12 protein-coding genes are annotated in these 14,791 nt (G+C 73.0%); 9 read left to right on the top strand and 3 right to left on the bottom strand.

Annotated elements, in window-relative coordinates; all coding sequences use genetic code 11:
- The first annotated feature begins 570 nt into the window (after window positions 1-570).
- The 3 genes from TNCT1_RS22135 (at window position 571) to TNCT1_RS22125 (ending at window position 4,039) form a co-directional block, all read left to right on the top strand.
- A complete protein-coding gene (locus TNCT1_RS22135) occupies window positions 571-2,046 on the top strand; it encodes a PHB depolymerase family esterase (RefSeq protein WP_143634869.1) in 1,476 nt (491 codons plus the stop codon).
- A 231-nt stretch (window positions 2,047-2,277) separates the two neighbouring features.
- Entirely contained in the window at window positions 2,278-3,693 is a 1,416-nt protein-coding gene (locus tag TNCT1_RS22130) for a DEAD/DEAH box helicase (RefSeq protein ID WP_143634867.1), read from the top strand.
- A 103-nt stretch (window positions 3,694-3,796) separates the two neighbouring features.
- Window positions 3,797-4,039 carry a DUF5302 domain-containing protein gene (locus TNCT1_RS22125; RefSeq protein ID WP_143634865.1) on the top strand — a complete coding sequence of 81 codons (243 nt, stop codon included), beginning with the start codon at window positions 3,797-3,799 and terminating at the stop codon, window positions 4,037-4,039.
- Between the two features lie 85 nt (window positions 4,040-4,124).
- On the opposite strand, the gene TNCT1_RS22120 is transcribed toward TNCT1_RS22125, so the two are convergent.
- Window positions 4,125-4,715 carry a TetR/AcrR family transcriptional regulator gene (locus TNCT1_RS22120; RefSeq protein ID WP_143634863.1) on the bottom strand — a complete coding sequence of 197 codons (591 nt, stop codon included), beginning with the start codon at window positions 4,713-4,715 and terminating at the stop codon, window positions 4,125-4,127.
- 164 nt (window positions 4,716-4,879) lie between these two features.
- On the opposite strand from TNCT1_RS22120, the gene TNCT1_RS22115 reads away from it, so the two are divergent.
- Window positions 4,880-5,413, top strand: coding sequence for a MarR family winged helix-turn-helix transcriptional regulator (locus TNCT1_RS22115; RefSeq protein ID WP_160160424.1), 534 nt, complete (start codon window positions 4,880-4,882; stop codon window positions 5,411-5,413).
- Window positions 5,414-5,556: 143 nt separating this feature from the next.
- The gene (locus tag TNCT1_RS22110; RefSeq protein WP_308789290.1) at window positions 5,557-7,200 is read left to right on the top strand and encodes an MDR family MFS transporter; all 1,644 of its coding nucleotides are present in this window, start codon (window positions 5,557-5,559) and stop codon (window positions 7,198-7,200) included.
- A 457-nt stretch (window positions 7,201-7,657) separates the two neighbouring features.
- Here the strand turns inward: TNCT1_RS22110 and TNCT1_RS22105 are convergent, their stop codons facing one another.
- Entirely contained in the window at window positions 7,658-8,446 is a 789-nt protein-coding gene (locus TNCT1_RS22105) for an IclR family transcriptional regulator (protein ID WP_143634859.1), read from the bottom strand.
- 197 nt (window positions 8,447-8,643) lie between these two features.
- On the opposite strand from TNCT1_RS22105, the gene TNCT1_RS22100 reads away from it, so the two are divergent.
- From TNCT1_RS22100 to TNCT1_RS22085, 4 genes are all read left to right on the top strand, one after another.
- Entirely contained in the window at window positions 8,644-9,981 is a 1,338-nt protein-coding gene (locus TNCT1_RS22100) for a gluconate:H+ symporter (RefSeq protein ID WP_143634857.1), read from the top strand.
- Between the two features lie 57 nt (window positions 9,982-10,038).
- Window positions 10,039-11,367, top strand: coding sequence for an enolase C-terminal domain-like protein (locus TNCT1_RS22095; protein WP_143634855.1), 1,329 nt, complete (start codon window positions 10,039-10,041; stop codon window positions 11,365-11,367).
- Between the two features lie 226 nt (window positions 11,368-11,593).
- Complete coding sequence (locus TNCT1_RS22090; RefSeq protein ID WP_143634853.1) at window positions 11,594-12,331, top strand: flavodoxin family protein; 738 nt, start codon at window positions 11,594-11,596, stop codon at window positions 12,329-12,331.
- A 339-nt stretch (window positions 12,332-12,670) separates the two neighbouring features.
- Window positions 12,671-13,327, top strand: a complete 657-nt coding sequence (locus TNCT1_RS22085) for a bifunctional 2-polyprenyl-6-hydroxyphenol methylase/3-demethylubiquinol 3-O-methyltransferase UbiG (RefSeq protein ID WP_143634851.1) — start codon at window positions 12,671-12,673, stop codon at window positions 13,325-13,327.
- Window positions 13,328-13,406: 79 nt separating this feature from the next.
- Here the strand turns inward: TNCT1_RS22085 and TNCT1_RS22080 are convergent, their stop codons facing one another.
- Entirely contained in the window at window positions 13,407-14,627 is a 1,221-nt protein-coding gene (locus TNCT1_RS22080; RefSeq protein WP_143634849.1) for a metallophosphoesterase, read from the bottom strand.
- Between the last annotated feature and the right edge of the window lie 164 nt (window positions 14,628-14,791).

The following is a 14,791-nucleotide window of genomic DNA, read 5'->3' as shown; positions in this document are numbered from 1 at the left end:
GCGGGCGTGCGCAGGAAGCGGGGGCACGCCCGCGGCCGGGGAACGGCGCCCCGGCCGCAAGAGCGGTGACGTGACAGGTGGCGTCCGCCGGCGTGGCGGGCGCCACCAGCACGCGCGGCTCGTCACCCCGCGCCCCCCCCACGTCGGCCGCCAGGGCCGCCGTCCGGTCGGGGAACACCCGCACGTTCCCCTCGGCCACGCACGTTCCCCTCGGCCACGCCGAGCCGGCGCAGCAGGCGGCCGGCGTCCGCTCCGGCAGACGGGTGCCGGAGCCGACCCAGTGGCTGGCCGCCCCCGTGGCACGCTGGCCGGCGCGCCTGCGCGCCCGGCAGGAACTCATCGGACGGCCCCGGACTGGACCGGCCCCGGCAGCTTCCGGCCACCGGGTTCCGCGCACCACAACGGTGGGGGCCCACAGATCCGGCCATCGCGAGGTGGGGCGCGTCTCCATTACGGCCTCCCGCAGCCCGCACGTAACGTCCCGGTAACCCCCGGGCCATGCACCGCGTTTCGCAGCGGAAGCACGGCTGCCCCCACCTCCCCACCCGTCGCGATCACCCAGGTGGCTCGATGAACCCCACTTCCCCCCACCCGCTGCCGCGCCGCTCGTGGCCACGCCCCGCCTCCGCCGCGGCGCTGGTCCTGTCCCTGATCGCCGTGGTCCTCGGGCTCGCCCCGGCCCCGGCGCGGGCCGCGAGCCTGCAGCAGGTCACGGGCTTCGGCTCGAACCCCGGCAATCTGCAGATGTTCCAGTACGCCCCCGACAACCTGCCGTCCGGGGCGCCGCTGGTCGTGGCCCTGCACGGCTGCACCCAGAGCGCGAGCGACTACTACGGCCACTCCGGCTGGCCCAAGTACGCGGACACGTACGGCTTCGCCGTGGTCTTCCCGCAGACCACCAGCTCCAACAACGCCAACTCCTGCTTCAACTGGTTCCAGTCCTCCGACTACACCCGGGGCCAGGGCGAGGCGCTGTCGATCAGGCAGATGGTGGACAACGCCAAGTCCCACTACGGCAGCGACCCCGGCCGGATCTACATCACCGGGCTGTCGGCCGGCGGGGCGATGACCTCGGTGATGCTCGCCGACTACCCCGACGTGTTCGCGGGCGGCTCGATCGACTCGGGCATCCCGGCGGGCTGCGCGACCGACCTCTCCAGCGGCCTGACCTGCCAGCACAACGCGGTCAGCAAGACCCCGCAGCAGTGGGGCGACGCGGTCCGCGGCGCCTCCGGCGGCTGGGGCGGCCCCTGGCCTCGCGTCGCGATCTGGCAGGGCACCGCCGACACCACGGTGAACCCGGCCAACGCCACCGAGTCACGCGACCAGTGGACGAACGTCTGGGGCATCAGCCGGACCCCGTCCTCCACCACCACCCTCACCGGCGGCACCACCCAGGCCGTGTACGACGACGCGAGCGGCAAGCCGGCCGTGGAGACCTTCTCCGTGTCCGGCATGGCGCACGGCCTCGCGGTCAACCCGGGCTCCGGCGCCGACCAGTGCGGCAGCACCGGCACCTACTACCTCAACTCCATCTGCTCGTCGTACTGGACCGCGAAGTTCTGGGGCCTGGACGGCGCGGGCGGGGGAGGAACCGGCAGTCTCCCCGCGCCCACCGGGCTCACCGTCACCGGCACCACCGACACCACCGCGTCGCTGGCCTGGTCCGCGGTGAGCGGCGCGGCGTCGTACACCGTGTACCGCGACGGCGCCAAGGCGGGTTCGGCCACCGGTACGTCGTACACCGACACCGGGCTGGGCTCCGGCACGAAGTACACCTACACCGTCGCGGCCACGGACTCCGGCGGCACGGCCGGCGCGCGCTCGGCGGCGGTCACGGCCACGACCACCGGGTACCAGCCGCGGTGCTTCACGGACAACAACTACAACCAGGTCGCGGCGGGCCGCGCCCACCAGAGCCTCGGCTACGTCTACGCCAACGGCTCCGACCAGAACATGGGCCTCTACAACGTCGCCGTCACCCACACCCTGAAGGAGACCTCCTCCGGCTACTACGTGATCGCCGACTCGGGCTGTCCGTCCTGACGGACGGGCCGGACGGGCCGCGTCCGGCGGCGGTGGCTCCGCGCGGGATCGCGCGGAGCCACCGCAGCACGTCGGCATCGGTGCCCCCGGCGCGACGCCATGCCGTGTGTTACCGTCATGCTTTTGCGTGGTCGTCGCGGTGGGCGCTGCTGCCTCCCCGGCCCCGCTCGTGCGTGGGCTGTGCAATCCTGCCGGGCCTTCCTCGGTACGTTCCCCTGCGGAAGGCTGTTCATGAAGCACCCCGAAGACCCCATCACCGCTCACGGCGGTCCCGCCCGGCCCGAGTCCACGGCCCCGGCGCCGCCCGAGGCCGTCTCCTTCGCCGGGTTCGGACTGCCGGCGCAGGTGCTGAGCACCCTGAGCGGGCTCGGGGTGCGCGAGCCCTTCCCGATCCAAGCCGCCACCCTGCCCGACGCGCTGAAGGGGCGCGACGTCCTGGGGCGCGGGCGCACCGGTTCGGGCAAGACGCTCGCCTTCGGCCTGCCGCTGCTGACCCGTACGGCCGGGCGGCGAGCCGAGCCGAAGCAGCCGCTCGCCCTGATCCTCGTGCCCACCCGGGAACTGGCCCAGCAGGTCACCCAGGCGCTGGCCCCGTACGCCGAGGCGCTGCGGCTGCGGATGGCGGCGGTCGTCGGCGGCATGTCGATCGGCCGGCAGATCGCCGAGCTGCGCCAGGGAGCCGAGGTGGTCGTCGCCACCCCCGGACGCCTGCACGACCTGATCGAGCGCAACGCCTGCCGCCTGGGACGGGTGCGGATCACCGTGCTCGACGAGGCCGACCAGATGTGCGACCTGGGGTTCCTGCCGCAGGTCGTCGACGTCCTCGACCAGGTGCACCCCGACGGTCAGCGCATGCTGTTCTCCGCCACCCTGGACCGCGACGTCGACCAGCTCGTCCGCGGCTACCTCCACGACCCCGTCGTCCACTCGGTCGACCCGGCCGCGGGCACGGTCACGACGATGGCGCACCACCTGCTGGTCGTCCACGGCCCCGACCGCTACGCCGTCACCACGGAGATCGCCGCCCGCGACGGGCGCGTACTGCTGTTCCTCGACACCAAGCACGCCGTCGACCAGCTCACCCGGCACCTGCGGGCCAGCGGCGTGCCCGCCGGCGCCCTGCACAGCGGCAAGTCCCAGCCACAGCGCACCCGGACGCTGGCCCAGTTCAAGGGCGGGCAGATCACCGCTCTGGTGGCGACCGACGTCGCGGCGCGCGGCCTGCACGTCGACGACCTCGACCTCGTGGTCAACGTCGACCCGCCCACCGACCCCAAGGACTACGTGCACCGGGCGGGCCGCACCGCCCGCGCCGGCGCGTCCGGCAGCGTGGTCACGCTGGTGCCGGCGGCCCTGCGCCGGGAGACCGGCCGCATGCTGGCCGAAGCCGGCGTCGAGGCGACCGTCACCAAGGTGCGCTCGGGCGAGGCCGAGCTGAGCCGGATCACCGGAGCCAAGGCGCCCTCGGGGGTCCCGCTCGACGGCGGGCCCGCCGCCCCCCGGCCCAAGAACACCAACGCCCCCTTCCGCGGCCTCGGCACCAGCAAGGGCGGCTCCCGCGGCGGCGACGGCAAGTCCAGGAAGGCGAGCGAGGCCCGCAAGCTCGCCGAGGCCCGCAAGGCCGCCCTCGTGCGCCGCAACGGCTGAGGGGCGCTGCCCGGCGGTGGGCGGGCCGATGCCGCCGGCGCCCCGTACCGCGCCCCGGCATGACAAGCTGTGCTCGTCCGTCCCCGAACCCCAGGAGGTCACCATGCCCGCAGAGCCCGTATCGACGGAAGGTTCGGAGCCGGACGCGCCGGAGCCGTCCCCTCTGGCGCCCGACAGCGACGGGAACTACGACCTCAAGCGCAAGTTCCGCGAAGCCCTGGCGCGCAAGCACGGTGCGCAGTCGGACGCCGCCGACGTCGCCGGCGGCCCCAACGCGTCGAAGGTGCGGGCGGCGCACGGCCCGGCCGCGAGCCAGCGGTCGTTCAGGCGCAAGAGCGGCGGCTGATCCGGCAGTTCCCGCGACCCGGCCGCCCTCGTCCCGTCGGCCGGGCCGGGTCCGTCCGACGCCGGCCGTGACCGCGTGGGCGGCCTCAGGGGTGGGCGAATCCGTGGCCGGCCTGCTCGAAGCAGGCCCGTGCCAGTTCCATGAGGCGGTCGAAGCCGTCGTCGGGGGACCACAGGGTGTAGGCCGTGGCCGTCGCGGCCTCGGCGGTATTGAGCGCCAGCTCCAGGCGCAGCTCGCAGCCGGCCGGAGTACGGCGGGCGGCCCAGTCCCGCAGTTCGCTCTTGAAGCGGGCCGCGTGCTCCCGCCTGGAGGCGGCGAGGGTGGGGGAGACGGCCTTCAGCCGCTTCTGCGCGCCCAGACGGTCGGAGAAGGTGGCGAGGTAGCCCAGGTAGATGGCCTGCAGGGAGGCCCACAGGGGCTCGTCCTCGGGGCGTTCGTCCATGAGGGAGCGCCACAGCTCGGGATCGCTGGGAGCCGGGTCGAGGACGATCGCCTCTTTCGAGGTGAAGTAGTTGAACAGAGTCGTCCGGGAGACTCCCGCCGCCGCCGCGATCTCGTCGAGGCTGACCGCGTCGAAGTCCCGCTCCTCGATCAGCCGCAGGGCCGCGTCCCGGATCGCCTGCCAGGTGGCGAGCTTCTTGCGCTCCCGTAGTCCCGTCCCGCTCCGGCTGGCCATGCCGGCAACCCTATGAGATCGCCGGACCCGAGACCAAACGGTCACGGAGCCGCTGCATGCACTCAGGCCAAAGTTGCATCCGGTCCAGAAATCGCCTTATGGTTGCTTGGGGCAATCAAACGGGGCGGGATTCGGGCCGCACCGAGGCTTGTAGGCGGGGATTCATGAACAGTGGTGCGCACGAGGAGCCTCTCGGCGACGTCGTCCGGCAACTGGCCGCGATCGCCGCGATACGGCGGCGGCTGGTCCGCCGGCTGCCGCAGGGTCTTGGCAACGGCTCCGCCGTGCTCGCCGCCCTCGCGCACTGCGGAGAGACCCGGCTCCAGGAACTGGCCCACCACATGGACTGCGACCTGTCGGTGGTCAGCCGGCAGGTGGCGCATCTGGAGCAGCAGGGCGCGGTGACCCGCCGGGCCAACCCGGAGGACCGCCGCTCCAGCCTGGTCAGCATCACTCCGCAGGGCCGCGCCCTGGTCGACGACCTCGTGCGGATCCACGTCGGCCTGATCGGCGCGGCCACCGCCGACTGGACGCCGCAGGAGCTGACCACGCTCACGACGCTGCTCGAACGGCTGCAGGGCGGTCTCTCCCGCCGCGCGCACACCGCGGAACCGGGCGACGACGCACCCGGCCGCGCCGCCACCGGCGGTTCACCCACCCCGCTCGCGCGTCCGGCGCGGGACGGGGCGCACGCCTGACCGGCGCGACGATTCCACCACCACACCGAAGATCTCCTCTCCCGCGACGGCGCGGGAGCATTCCGACGACTCTCAGGGGAAGACAGCACGTGTCACAGCAAGGGAGTACGGACGTCGCCGAGGCCCACGCCGGCGACGCTCCGATGACACACCGGCAGATCATGGAGGCCCTCTCCGGCCTCCTGCTCGGCCTGTTCGTGGCGATCCTTTCCAGCACGGTCGTGTCCAACGCCTTGCCGCGGATCATCGCCGACCTGCACGGCGGCCAGTCCGCCTACACCTGGGTGGTGACCAGCACCCTGCTGGCGACCACGGTCTCGACCCCGATCTGGGGCAAGCTCGCCGATCTGACCAGCAAGAAGCTGCTCGTGCAGCTCTCCCTGGTCGTCTTCATCGTGGGTTCTGCCGCGGCCGGCCTGTCGCAGAACACCGGCATGCTCATCGGTTTCCGCGTGGTGCAGGGCCTCGGCGCCGGCGGTCTCACCGCGCTCGCCCAGGTCATCCTCGCCTCGATAATCCCCCCGCGTGAGCGCGGCCGTTACAACGGCTACCTCGGCGCGGTCATGGCGCTCGGCACCATCGGCGGCCCGCTGCTCGGCGGCGTCATCGTCGACACCTCCTGGCTGGGCTGGCGCTGGTGCTTCTACGTCGGCGTCCCCTTCGCGCTCGCGGCTCTGGTCGTCCTCCAGCGCACCCTGCGGCTGCCGCTGGCGACCCGGGACGTCAAGGTCGACTTCCTGGGCGCCGCCCTCGTGGCCGCCGCGGTCTCCCTGCTGCTGATCTGGGTCTCCCTGGCCGGCGACAACTTCGACTGGTGGTCCTGGCAGACCGTGGCCATGGTGCTCGCCGCGGCCGCCCTGGCCGTGTGCTTCGTGCTGGTGGAGCTGAGGACGCCCGAGCCGATCATCCCGATGCAACTGTTCCGCAACCGCACGCTGACCCTCTCGGTCGTCGCGAGCCTCGCGGTCGGCACCGCGATGTTCGGCGCGACGGTGTTCCTCAGCCAGTACTTCCAGATCAGCCGCGGTGACTCGCCGACCAGGGCCGGCGTGATGACCCTGCCGATGATCATCGGTCTGGTGGCCTCGTCCACCGTCGTCGGCCGGCTCATCAGCGCCTACGGCAAGTGGAAGCGGTACCTCGTCGTCGGCGGTGTGCTGCTGATAGCCGGCCTGGCCCTGATGGGCACCGCCCGCGCCGACACGGCCTACGGCGTGCTCGCCGTCTACATGTTCCTGATCGGCTGCGGCGTCGGCATGACGATGCAGAACCTGGTCCTCGCCGTGCAGAACACGGTGCCGATGCACGAACTCGGCGCGGCCAGCTCCGTCGTGGCCTTCTTCCGTACGCTCGGCGGTGCCATCGGTGTCTCCGTACTGGGCGCCGTGCTCGCCTCCAAGGTCAGTGCCTACATGGCCGACGGCCTCGCCGAGCTGGGGGTCAAGGCCTCGGGCGGCGGCTCCCTGCCGGACATCAGGACCCTGCCCGCTCCGATCGCCGCCGTCGTCGAGGACTCCTACGGACATGCCACCGGCGTCATCTTCCTCATCGCCGCGCCGATCGCCCTGGTCGCCCTGATCGCCATCCTCTTCATCAAGGAGATCCCCCTGCGGACCGCCGTCGACGACACCGCCGGCGTGCAGGCCGCGGGACTTCCCGGCCCCTCCGAGCCCCTTCCGGCCGCAGCCGTGGCGGACACCGGCTCGCAGGGGCCCGGCGCGGGCACCGCCGGCTCGGACCGGCCCGGCGACGACCCGGCCGACGCCGGAGCACCCGCCTCCCGGTGAACCACCCCACCCCGGCCCCGGCCGACCGGCCGGAGCCGGGGCGCCGTAGACCCTGACGACCCGCGGCGACGCGGCCCAACACCCCTGCGCGGCAGAGCCGTACGGCGCCGCCGCGGACGACACGGCTCCACCCCTGGCCGGGGCGGCCATCCCGGGATGGCCGCCCCGGCCTTCGCCATGCGGCGCGAGCCCGGCCGCCCCGGCCTTCGCCGTGCGGCGCGGATCCGGCCACCCGCGCCGGTCATGGGGCCGGGGCCCCCGCGCCAGGGGGCTCGTCCGGGGCGAGTCGGGCGTGCCGGTCATGAGGCCGGGGCCCTGTGCGTCACGGGTCTCGTCCGGGGCGGGTCGGGCCGGCCACCAGGCCGTCGTCGGCGACGGAGCCCCGGCGCGAGGCCACCCGGCACGCCGCGCGGCACGCCGCGCGGTCCGAGCCGCCCGTGGTGTCCGGGGTGGCCGGTCAGCGCCAGTCAGGGGCGCCGGAGGCCGGTGACAGGGCGCTCTCGATCTTCGTCCGCGTCTCCCGCATGACCGCCACGATCCGGGCGCCGTGCTCCTCGCTGAGCCGCGCCACCGGCACCGAGCAGCTGATGGCGTCGATGGCCGGTGTGTCGTACCGCAGGGCGAAGCCGAAGCCGGCGATGCCCGGCACGGTCTCCTCGCGGTCGATGGAGTAGCCGCGCTCGCGTGTCCGGGCGAGGTCGGCGAGCAGCGTGCCGCGTTCGGTGTGCGTGTTCCCGGTGAGGGCCGCCAACGGGCCGTCGGGCAGCGGGAGCCGGTCGTCCGGCCGCTCGGCGAGCAGAGCCTTGCCGAGCGCCCCGGCGTGGGCCGGGATCCGCCGGCCCACCCGGCTGATGGTGCGCAGGTACTCGTGGGACTCGCGCGTGGCGAGGTAGACGACGTTCGGGCCGTCGAGCCGGGCCAGATGGATCGTCTCGCCGAGCGCGTCCGAGGCCTCGTCGAGGCAGGGGCGGACCACGCGCACGCGCGGGTCGCTGTCCAGGTAGCTCGTGCCCGTGTGCAGGGCGCGGATCCCGATCCCGTACAGGGAGCCGGTGGTGTCCGAACGGACCCAGCCGCAGCCGACGAGCGTCTGCAGCAGCTGGTACATGCTGCTGCGCGGCACGCCCAGTTCCCCGGCGAGTTCGTCCAGCCGGGCCGGCCGGTCGCCACGTGCGGCGAGCAGCTCGAGCAGGGCGACGGTGCGGGCCGCCGACTTGACCTCCCGGACCCGGCTGCTCTCTGACATGGCCACATCGTAGATCCGTGCTGTCGCACATCTTGACCGTTCCCGGCCGAACCGCTTAGCTCCGTTCCCATACATGTCCGTCGTCTGCATATGAGGATGAGCGCCGTGAAGCGGTTCAGCACGTTCAGCCGGCTGAACGGTGACTGCTTCCGCTTCGCCGACGACGCCACCACCGCCGAGTTCAAAGGGGAACTGGCATGCCACTCGTCGTAGTAGGGATCAGCGTCCTGGTCCTTCTGTTCCTGATGACCCGACTGAAGCTCAACGGCTTCGCCGCGCTCCTGCTCGTCGCGGTCGGCGTCGCGCTGGTCCAGGGGATACCGGTGGCCGGCATCCCCGACGTCCTCGCCGAGGGCGTCGGGGGGCAGATCGGCGACACCATGCTCACCATCGGACTCGGCGCCATGATCGGCCGGGTCATGGGCGACTCCGGAGCCGCCCAGCGGATCGCGGACCGGCTGCTGGACGCGTTCGGGCCACGCTGGGTCCAGGTGGCGATGGTGGTCACCTCGATGCTCATCGGTGTGACCATGTTCTACGAGGTGGCCTTCATCATCATCGTGCCCATCGCCTTCACGCTGGTCAGGGTCACCAGGGCGAACCTGCTGTGGGTGGGCCTGCCGATGTCGATCGCCCTGTCGACGATGCACAGCTTCCTGCCCCCGCACCCCGGCCCGACCGCCGTGGCCGCGACCTTCCACGCCTCCGTCGGACACACCCTCTTCTACGGCCTGTTCATCGCCGTACCGGCCGGTGCGCTGATCGCGCTCGTGTGGCCGCGCCTGCCGTTCGTCAGGGCGATGAACCCCTCGGTGCCCCACGGCCTGGTCGCCGAGCGCGAGTTCACCGACGAGGAGATGCCCGGCCTGGGCTGGTCGCTGTCCGTCGCTCTGTTCCCGGTCGTGCTGATCGCGGGCGCCGCCGTCGTCGACATGGTCACGTCGGGTGAGAGCCCGGTCCTGCACACGGTCGCCTTCATCGGTTCGGCACCGATCGCGCTCCTGCTGACCCTCGCCCTCGCGGCCTGGGCGTTCGGACCGCGCATCGGCCGCAGCATGGCCGACGTCAGCGCCTCCTGCGGCTCGGCGGCCCAGGCCATGGCGATGATCCTCCTGGTCATCGGCGCCGGCGGCGCCTTCAAGAACGTCCTCGTCGAAGGCGGCATCTCCGACTACATCAAGGACGTCACGGAGAGCTGGCCCGTCTCGCCGATCGTCCTGGCGTGGCTGATAGCCGTCATCCTGCGCGTCGCGCTCGGATCCGCGACGGTCGCCGTCGTCACGGCGTCCGGCGTGGTCCTGCCGCTCCTGGCGGGCAGCGGCACCCACCCCGAGATGATGGTGCTCGCCGTCTCGTGCGGTTCGATCGCCTTCTCCCACGTCAACGACCCGGGGTTCTGGCTGTTCAAGGAGTACTTCAACCTCTCCGTCCTCGACGCCATCAAGGTACGCACCACCTACACGACCGTGCTCGCCGTCCTGGGCCTCGGCGGTGTCCTGGCGGGCGAACGGGTGCTCGACGCGCTCGCCCTCTGAGACACCCGAGGCCTCCGCCGACCCGAGAAGCCACTGAACACGAGGAACCCGACCAGCATGAGCCAGCCGACCATCGCCCACTTCGCCGTCTACCCCGTCGCCGGCCGCGACTGCATGGAGCTGAACCTCTCCGGCGCCCACGGCCCCTTCTTCACCCGCAACATCGTCGTACTCACCGACTCCGACGGCCGTACGGGACTGGGGGAGGTGCCCGGGGGCGAGAAGATCACCCGGACGCTGCGGGAGGCCGAGTCACTGGTCGTCGGCGCGAAGGTGGGCGACTACAAGCGCGTCCTGCGCGAGATCGGAAGCCGGTTCGCCGACCGCGACGCGGGCGGACGGGGCGCCCAGACCTTCGACCTGCGCACCACCGTCCACGCCGTCACAGCCGTCGAGTCGGCGCTGCTCGACCTGCTCGGCCGGCACCTCGGCGTACCGGTCGCGGCGCTGCTCGGAGACGGCCAGCAACGGCGGTCCGTACGGGTGCTCGGCTATCTCTTCTACGTGGGCGACCCCGGCCGCACGGACCTGCCGTACGTCCGGGAGCCCGACTCGGACGTCGACTGGTACCGGCTCAGGCACGAGGAGGCCCTCACGCCCGAGGCGATCGTCCGCAGGGCCGAGGCGGCGTACGACCGCTACGGCTTCCGGGACTTCAAGCTCAAGGGCGGTGTCCTGCCGGGCGCCGAGGAGGTCGAGGCCGTACGCGCCCTCAAGGACCGCTTCCCCGGGGCCCGGATCACCCTCGACCCGAACGGCGCGTGGTCCCTGCGCGAGGCGGTCGAGCTGTGCTCGCCACTGGTGGGCACGCTCGCCTACGCCGAGGACCCCTGCGGGGCGGAGGGCGGCTACTCGGGGCGGGAGATCCTCGCCGAGTTCCGCCGCGCCACCGGCCTGCCCACGGCGACCAACATGATCGCCACCGACTGGCGGCAGCTCACCCACGCCCTGGCCCTGCAGTCGGTGTCCATTCCGCTGGCCGACCCGCACTTCTGGACCATGCAGGGCTCGGTGCGCGTGGCCCAGTTGTGCAACGCGATGGGCCTGACCTGGGGCTGTCACTCCAACAACCACTTCGACATCTCACTCGCCATGATCACGCACTGCGGCGCGGCGGCCCCCGGCGAGTACAACGCCCTGGACACGCACTGGATCTGGCAGGAGGGCCTGGAGCGGCTCACCGTCGACCCGCCACGGATCGCCGACGGAGAGATCGCCGTCCCCGACGCCCCGGGCCTGGGCGTCGAGCTCGACATGGACCGCCTGCTCGCCGCTCACGAGCTGTACCGCGAGGAGGCGTTGGGGGCGCGGGACGATGCCGCCGCGATGCGGTACCTGATGCCAGGCTGGGAGTTCGACGCCAAGCGGCCCTGCCTGGTGCGGTAGCCGGCCCGCCGGGGCCCGGGTCCACCGGCCGGACGGCGGCCCGGGCCCGGGTGCGGACCGCGGACGATGCGTTGTCCGCGGACCGAACGGGGGCCGGTCCGTCAGGTCCACCCGTCAGGCCCATTCGGAGGTGCTGCGGTAGCACCCGCCGCGGCTTGCCCGGACGCTGGATCTGGATGTGAACGCGCCGCCGCCCTTCGCGCGGCTCCAAGTCCGGGAGGACCTCGTGACCGCTCCGTCGCCCACCGCCGGCGCACCGCCGAACCGCTACGACGACCTGCGGGCCCTGGTGATCAACTGCACCCTCAAACGGTCACCGGAGACGAGCAACACCCAGGGACTGATCGACCGGAGTACCGGCATCATGGAGGCGCAGGGCGTGCGCGTCGACGTCGTTCGGGCCGTCGACCACGACATCGCCACCGGTGTGTGGCCCGACATGACCGAGCACGGCTGGGAGACGGACGCCTGGCCGGACCTCTACCGGCAGGTCCTGGCGGCCGACATCCTCGTGCTGGCGGGTCCGATCTGGCTGGGCGACAACAGTTCCGTCATGAAACAGGTGATCGAGCGCCTCTACTCCTGCTCCAGCCTGCTCAACGACGCCGGCCAGTACGCCTACTACGGCCGTGTCGGCGGCTGCCTGATCACCGGCAACGAGGACGGCGTCAAGCACTGCGCCATGAACGTGCTGTACAGCCTGCAGCACCTGGGCTACACCATCCCGCCCCAGGCGGACGCCGGATGGATCGGCGAGGCCGGCCCCGGACCCTCGTACCTCGACCCCGGATCGGGCGGCCCGGAGAACGACTTCACCAACCGCAACACCACCTTCATGACCTGGAACCTGCTGCACCTGGCGCGGGCGCTGAAGGACCTCGGCGGCATCCCCGCCTACGGCAACCAGCGCACCGCCTGGGACGCCGGATGCCGCCACGACTTCGAGAACCCCGAACACCGTTAGGACGCACGCCCGGGCAGCGCACCCGCCCGGCGGCCGCCTGCGCCACGGAACCGGCAACGCGCCGTGCCCGTGCCGGCTTGTGAACGTTCCCTTCGACCGGAGGAGGCGGCCCATGGCGAGCGGCCGAGGGCCGTTGGACCCCGCGCCCTCCCGCGGGCCACGGCACGGGAGAGCGCCGGACCGGAAGCGGGCGCGGCAGCGGCCGGGGCGCACGCGCGGCGCTGCGGCCGCCGTGCTCCCCGCCGCCTCCGCGGCCGGCCACCCACTCGGGCTCCGCCGTGCCCGGCGGACCGGCCGCGACGGCGGGAACCGTGCCGCCACGGGTCGTCGGGGCGCACCGTGACCGTGGACGAGGACGAGCCGTACGGTGCCGACGGCACTCCCTACGCGCTGGCCCTCCGGCCGTTCCGCGGACCGGTGTACCTGCGGCTGGCGGACGGGCGACGGATCCGGATGCCGGCGCACCGCTGGCACGCGCGGCCCACCGCGGCGGACAGGACGGTGCTGGAGCGCTGTGCCGGCCCGGTCCTCGACGTCGGCTGCGGGCCGGGCCGGCTGTGCAGAGAACTGCTGAGCCGGGGAGTCTTCGCGCTCGGGGTCGACATCGCGCCCAGAGCGGTCGCCCTGACCAGCGCCCTGGGCGGGCTCGCGCTCTGCCGTTCGGTCTTCGACCGGCTGCCGGCCGAGCGAGGCTGGCAGACCCTGCTGCTCATCGACGGCAACATCGGCATCGGAGGAGACCCCCAGAGCCTGCTGCGACGCTGCGGCGGCCTCCTCTCCCCGACGGGCCGCCTCGTCATCGAGGTCGAATCCGACGACGTCGAGGAGTCGTGCACGGCCCGGCTGGAGGACGCCCGGGGCCGGAGCGGACCTCCCTTCCCATGGGCGCGGCTGGGCCGGGAAGCGCTGCACAGGATCGCCGGGAACCTCGCCCTCAGCGTCACGGACGAGTGGACGAGCGGGCGCCGGTGCTTCGTCACCGCCCGGTTCCGATGAGGGCGCGGCGGGCGCACCCGCGGCGGCGTACGCGCGGCGGGCGCACCCGCGGCGCCGTACGCCTCCCGTCCGGTAGTGACTACGGCGTGGCGGGCCGGTCCGGGGAGCGGAGCACGAGCAGGGTGATCTCGCTGGGCGCGAAGACACGGAACGGCGGTCCCCAGAAGCCGGTGCCGCGGCTGGTGTAGAGGAGGGTGCGGGCGCCGTGCCGGCTGAGGCCGGCGACGGTGGGCTGGTCGATGCGGACCAGGTGGTGGAAGGGCCAGATCTGGCCGCCGTGGGTGTGACCGGAGAGCTGGAGGTCGATCCCGGCGGCCGCCGCCCGGTCGATGAACTTGGGCTGGTGCGCCAGGAGCAGGACGGGCAGGCCGGGGTCGGCGCCGTCCAGGGCTCCGGCGAGGTGGGCGCGGTGGCCCGCCAGGCCGGAGGACTCGGCGGTGACGTCGTCCACGCCGGCGACCACGAGGGTGTCGCCGCCGCGCTCGAGCAGCAGGTGGCGGTTGCGCAGCGGCTCCCAGCCCAACTCGTCCATCAGGTCGACCCAGCCCTGGGCCTCGCTGTAGTACTCGTGGTTGCCGGTGACGTACACCCGGGCCCGGGTGGCGCGCACGGTGCCGAGCGGGGCGGCCTGGGCGCGGCGGCGTTCGGCCGTGCCGTCCGCGATGTCACCGGTGTGGCAGACCAGGTCGGCCTCCAGGGTGTTCACCGTCTCGCACACCCGCGCCGACCAGCGGGCGCGGTCCAGCGGGCCGTAGTGGGTGTCGGTGATGAGGGCGACGCGCAGGCCGTCCAGCCCGGCGCCCAGTCGCGGCAGCGGCACGTCGAGCCTGCGCACGCGTGGCACGCGGCGCGCCTCGGCGTACCCCCAGACGAGCAGTACGGCGGCTACGCCGAGCACGGCCCAGGTGACGATGCGGGCCCGGTCCTGGCTCTCACCGACGCCCGCCACGGTCAGCGCGAGCCGCAGCAGCACGCCGAGCAGCACGGACCAGGTGAACAGTACCCAGCTCGTGCCCAGCAGGGTGTCGCCGACGATCGCCGCCCGGTCCTGCTGGCGCCGGCCGTGGCCGCGCACCATCGCGAGCGGCATACCGGCGAGGCCGAGGACGAACAGGGCGGTGCCGGCGAGCGTGCCGGGCAGCGGCCAGTGCTGGCCGGTGTACAGGAGCACCCAGCACGGCACGGCCCACAACAGGACGGGGGCGACCAGGGGTATGAAGCGCATCAGGCGGTGCAGCCGGCTCCGCCGCGGCGCCCGCGCTTCGCTGTCGGCGGATCGGGTGCTGCTGGTGTCGGTCACGCTTGGCCTCTCTGCCCGGGCTGCCGTCTCGCGCACTGTATCCGGTCGTCCGTGGAAGGGCCGGGCGGATGTTCGGGAGCGGAGCACCGCCGTCGAGCCGAACCCCGAATCCCGAATCCCGAATCGCTGAGGCCGGCCGGTGCGGAGCGGAGCGGATCCCGGGC

It is taken from the genome of Streptomyces sp. 1-11, from assembly GCF_007176755.1.
In the GTDB taxonomy this organism is placed as follows: domain Bacteria; phylum Actinomycetota; class Actinomycetes; order Streptomycetales; family Streptomycetaceae; genus Streptomyces.
This window is presented reverse-complemented; position numbering and strand designations above follow the sequence as displayed.

What these genes read in the sequence shown, in the direction of transcription:
- TNCT1_RS22115 (WP_160160424.1), top strand. Translation starts at nt 4,880, where the DNA reads ATGAACAGTGGTGCGCACGAGGAGCCTCTCGGCGACGTCGTCCGGCAA.
- TNCT1_RS22095 (WP_143634855.1), top strand. Translation starts at nt 10,039, where the DNA reads ATGAGCCAGCCGACCATCGCCCACTTCGCCGTCTACCCCGTCGCCGGC.
- TNCT1_RS22130 (WP_143634867.1), top strand. Translation starts at nt 2,278, where the DNA reads ATGAAGCACCCCGAAGACCCCATCACCGCTCACGGCGGTCCCGCCCGG.
- TNCT1_RS22120 (WP_143634863.1), bottom strand. Translation starts at nt 4,715, where the DNA reads ATGGCCAGCCGGAGCGGGACGGGACTACGGGAGCGCAAGAAGCTCGCC.
- TNCT1_RS22125 (WP_143634865.1), top strand. Translation starts at nt 3,797, where the DNA reads ATGCCCGCAGAGCCCGTATCGACGGAAGGTTCGGAGCCGGACGCGCCG.
- TNCT1_RS22110 (WP_308789290.1), top strand. Translation starts at nt 5,557, where the DNA reads ATGACACACCGGCAGATCATGGAGGCCCTCTCCGGCCTCCTGCTCGGC.
- TNCT1_RS22100 (WP_143634857.1), top strand. Translation starts at nt 8,644, where the DNA reads ATGCCACTCGTCGTAGTAGGGATCAGCGTCCTGGTCCTTCTGTTCCTG.
- TNCT1_RS22105 (WP_143634859.1), bottom strand. Translation starts at nt 8,446, where the DNA reads ATGTCAGAGAGCAGCCGGGTCCGGGAGGTCAAGTCGGCGGCCCGCACC.
- TNCT1_RS22135 (WP_143634869.1), top strand. Translation starts at nt 571, where the DNA reads ATGAACCCCACTTCCCCCCACCCGCTGCCGCGCCGCTCGTGGCCACGC.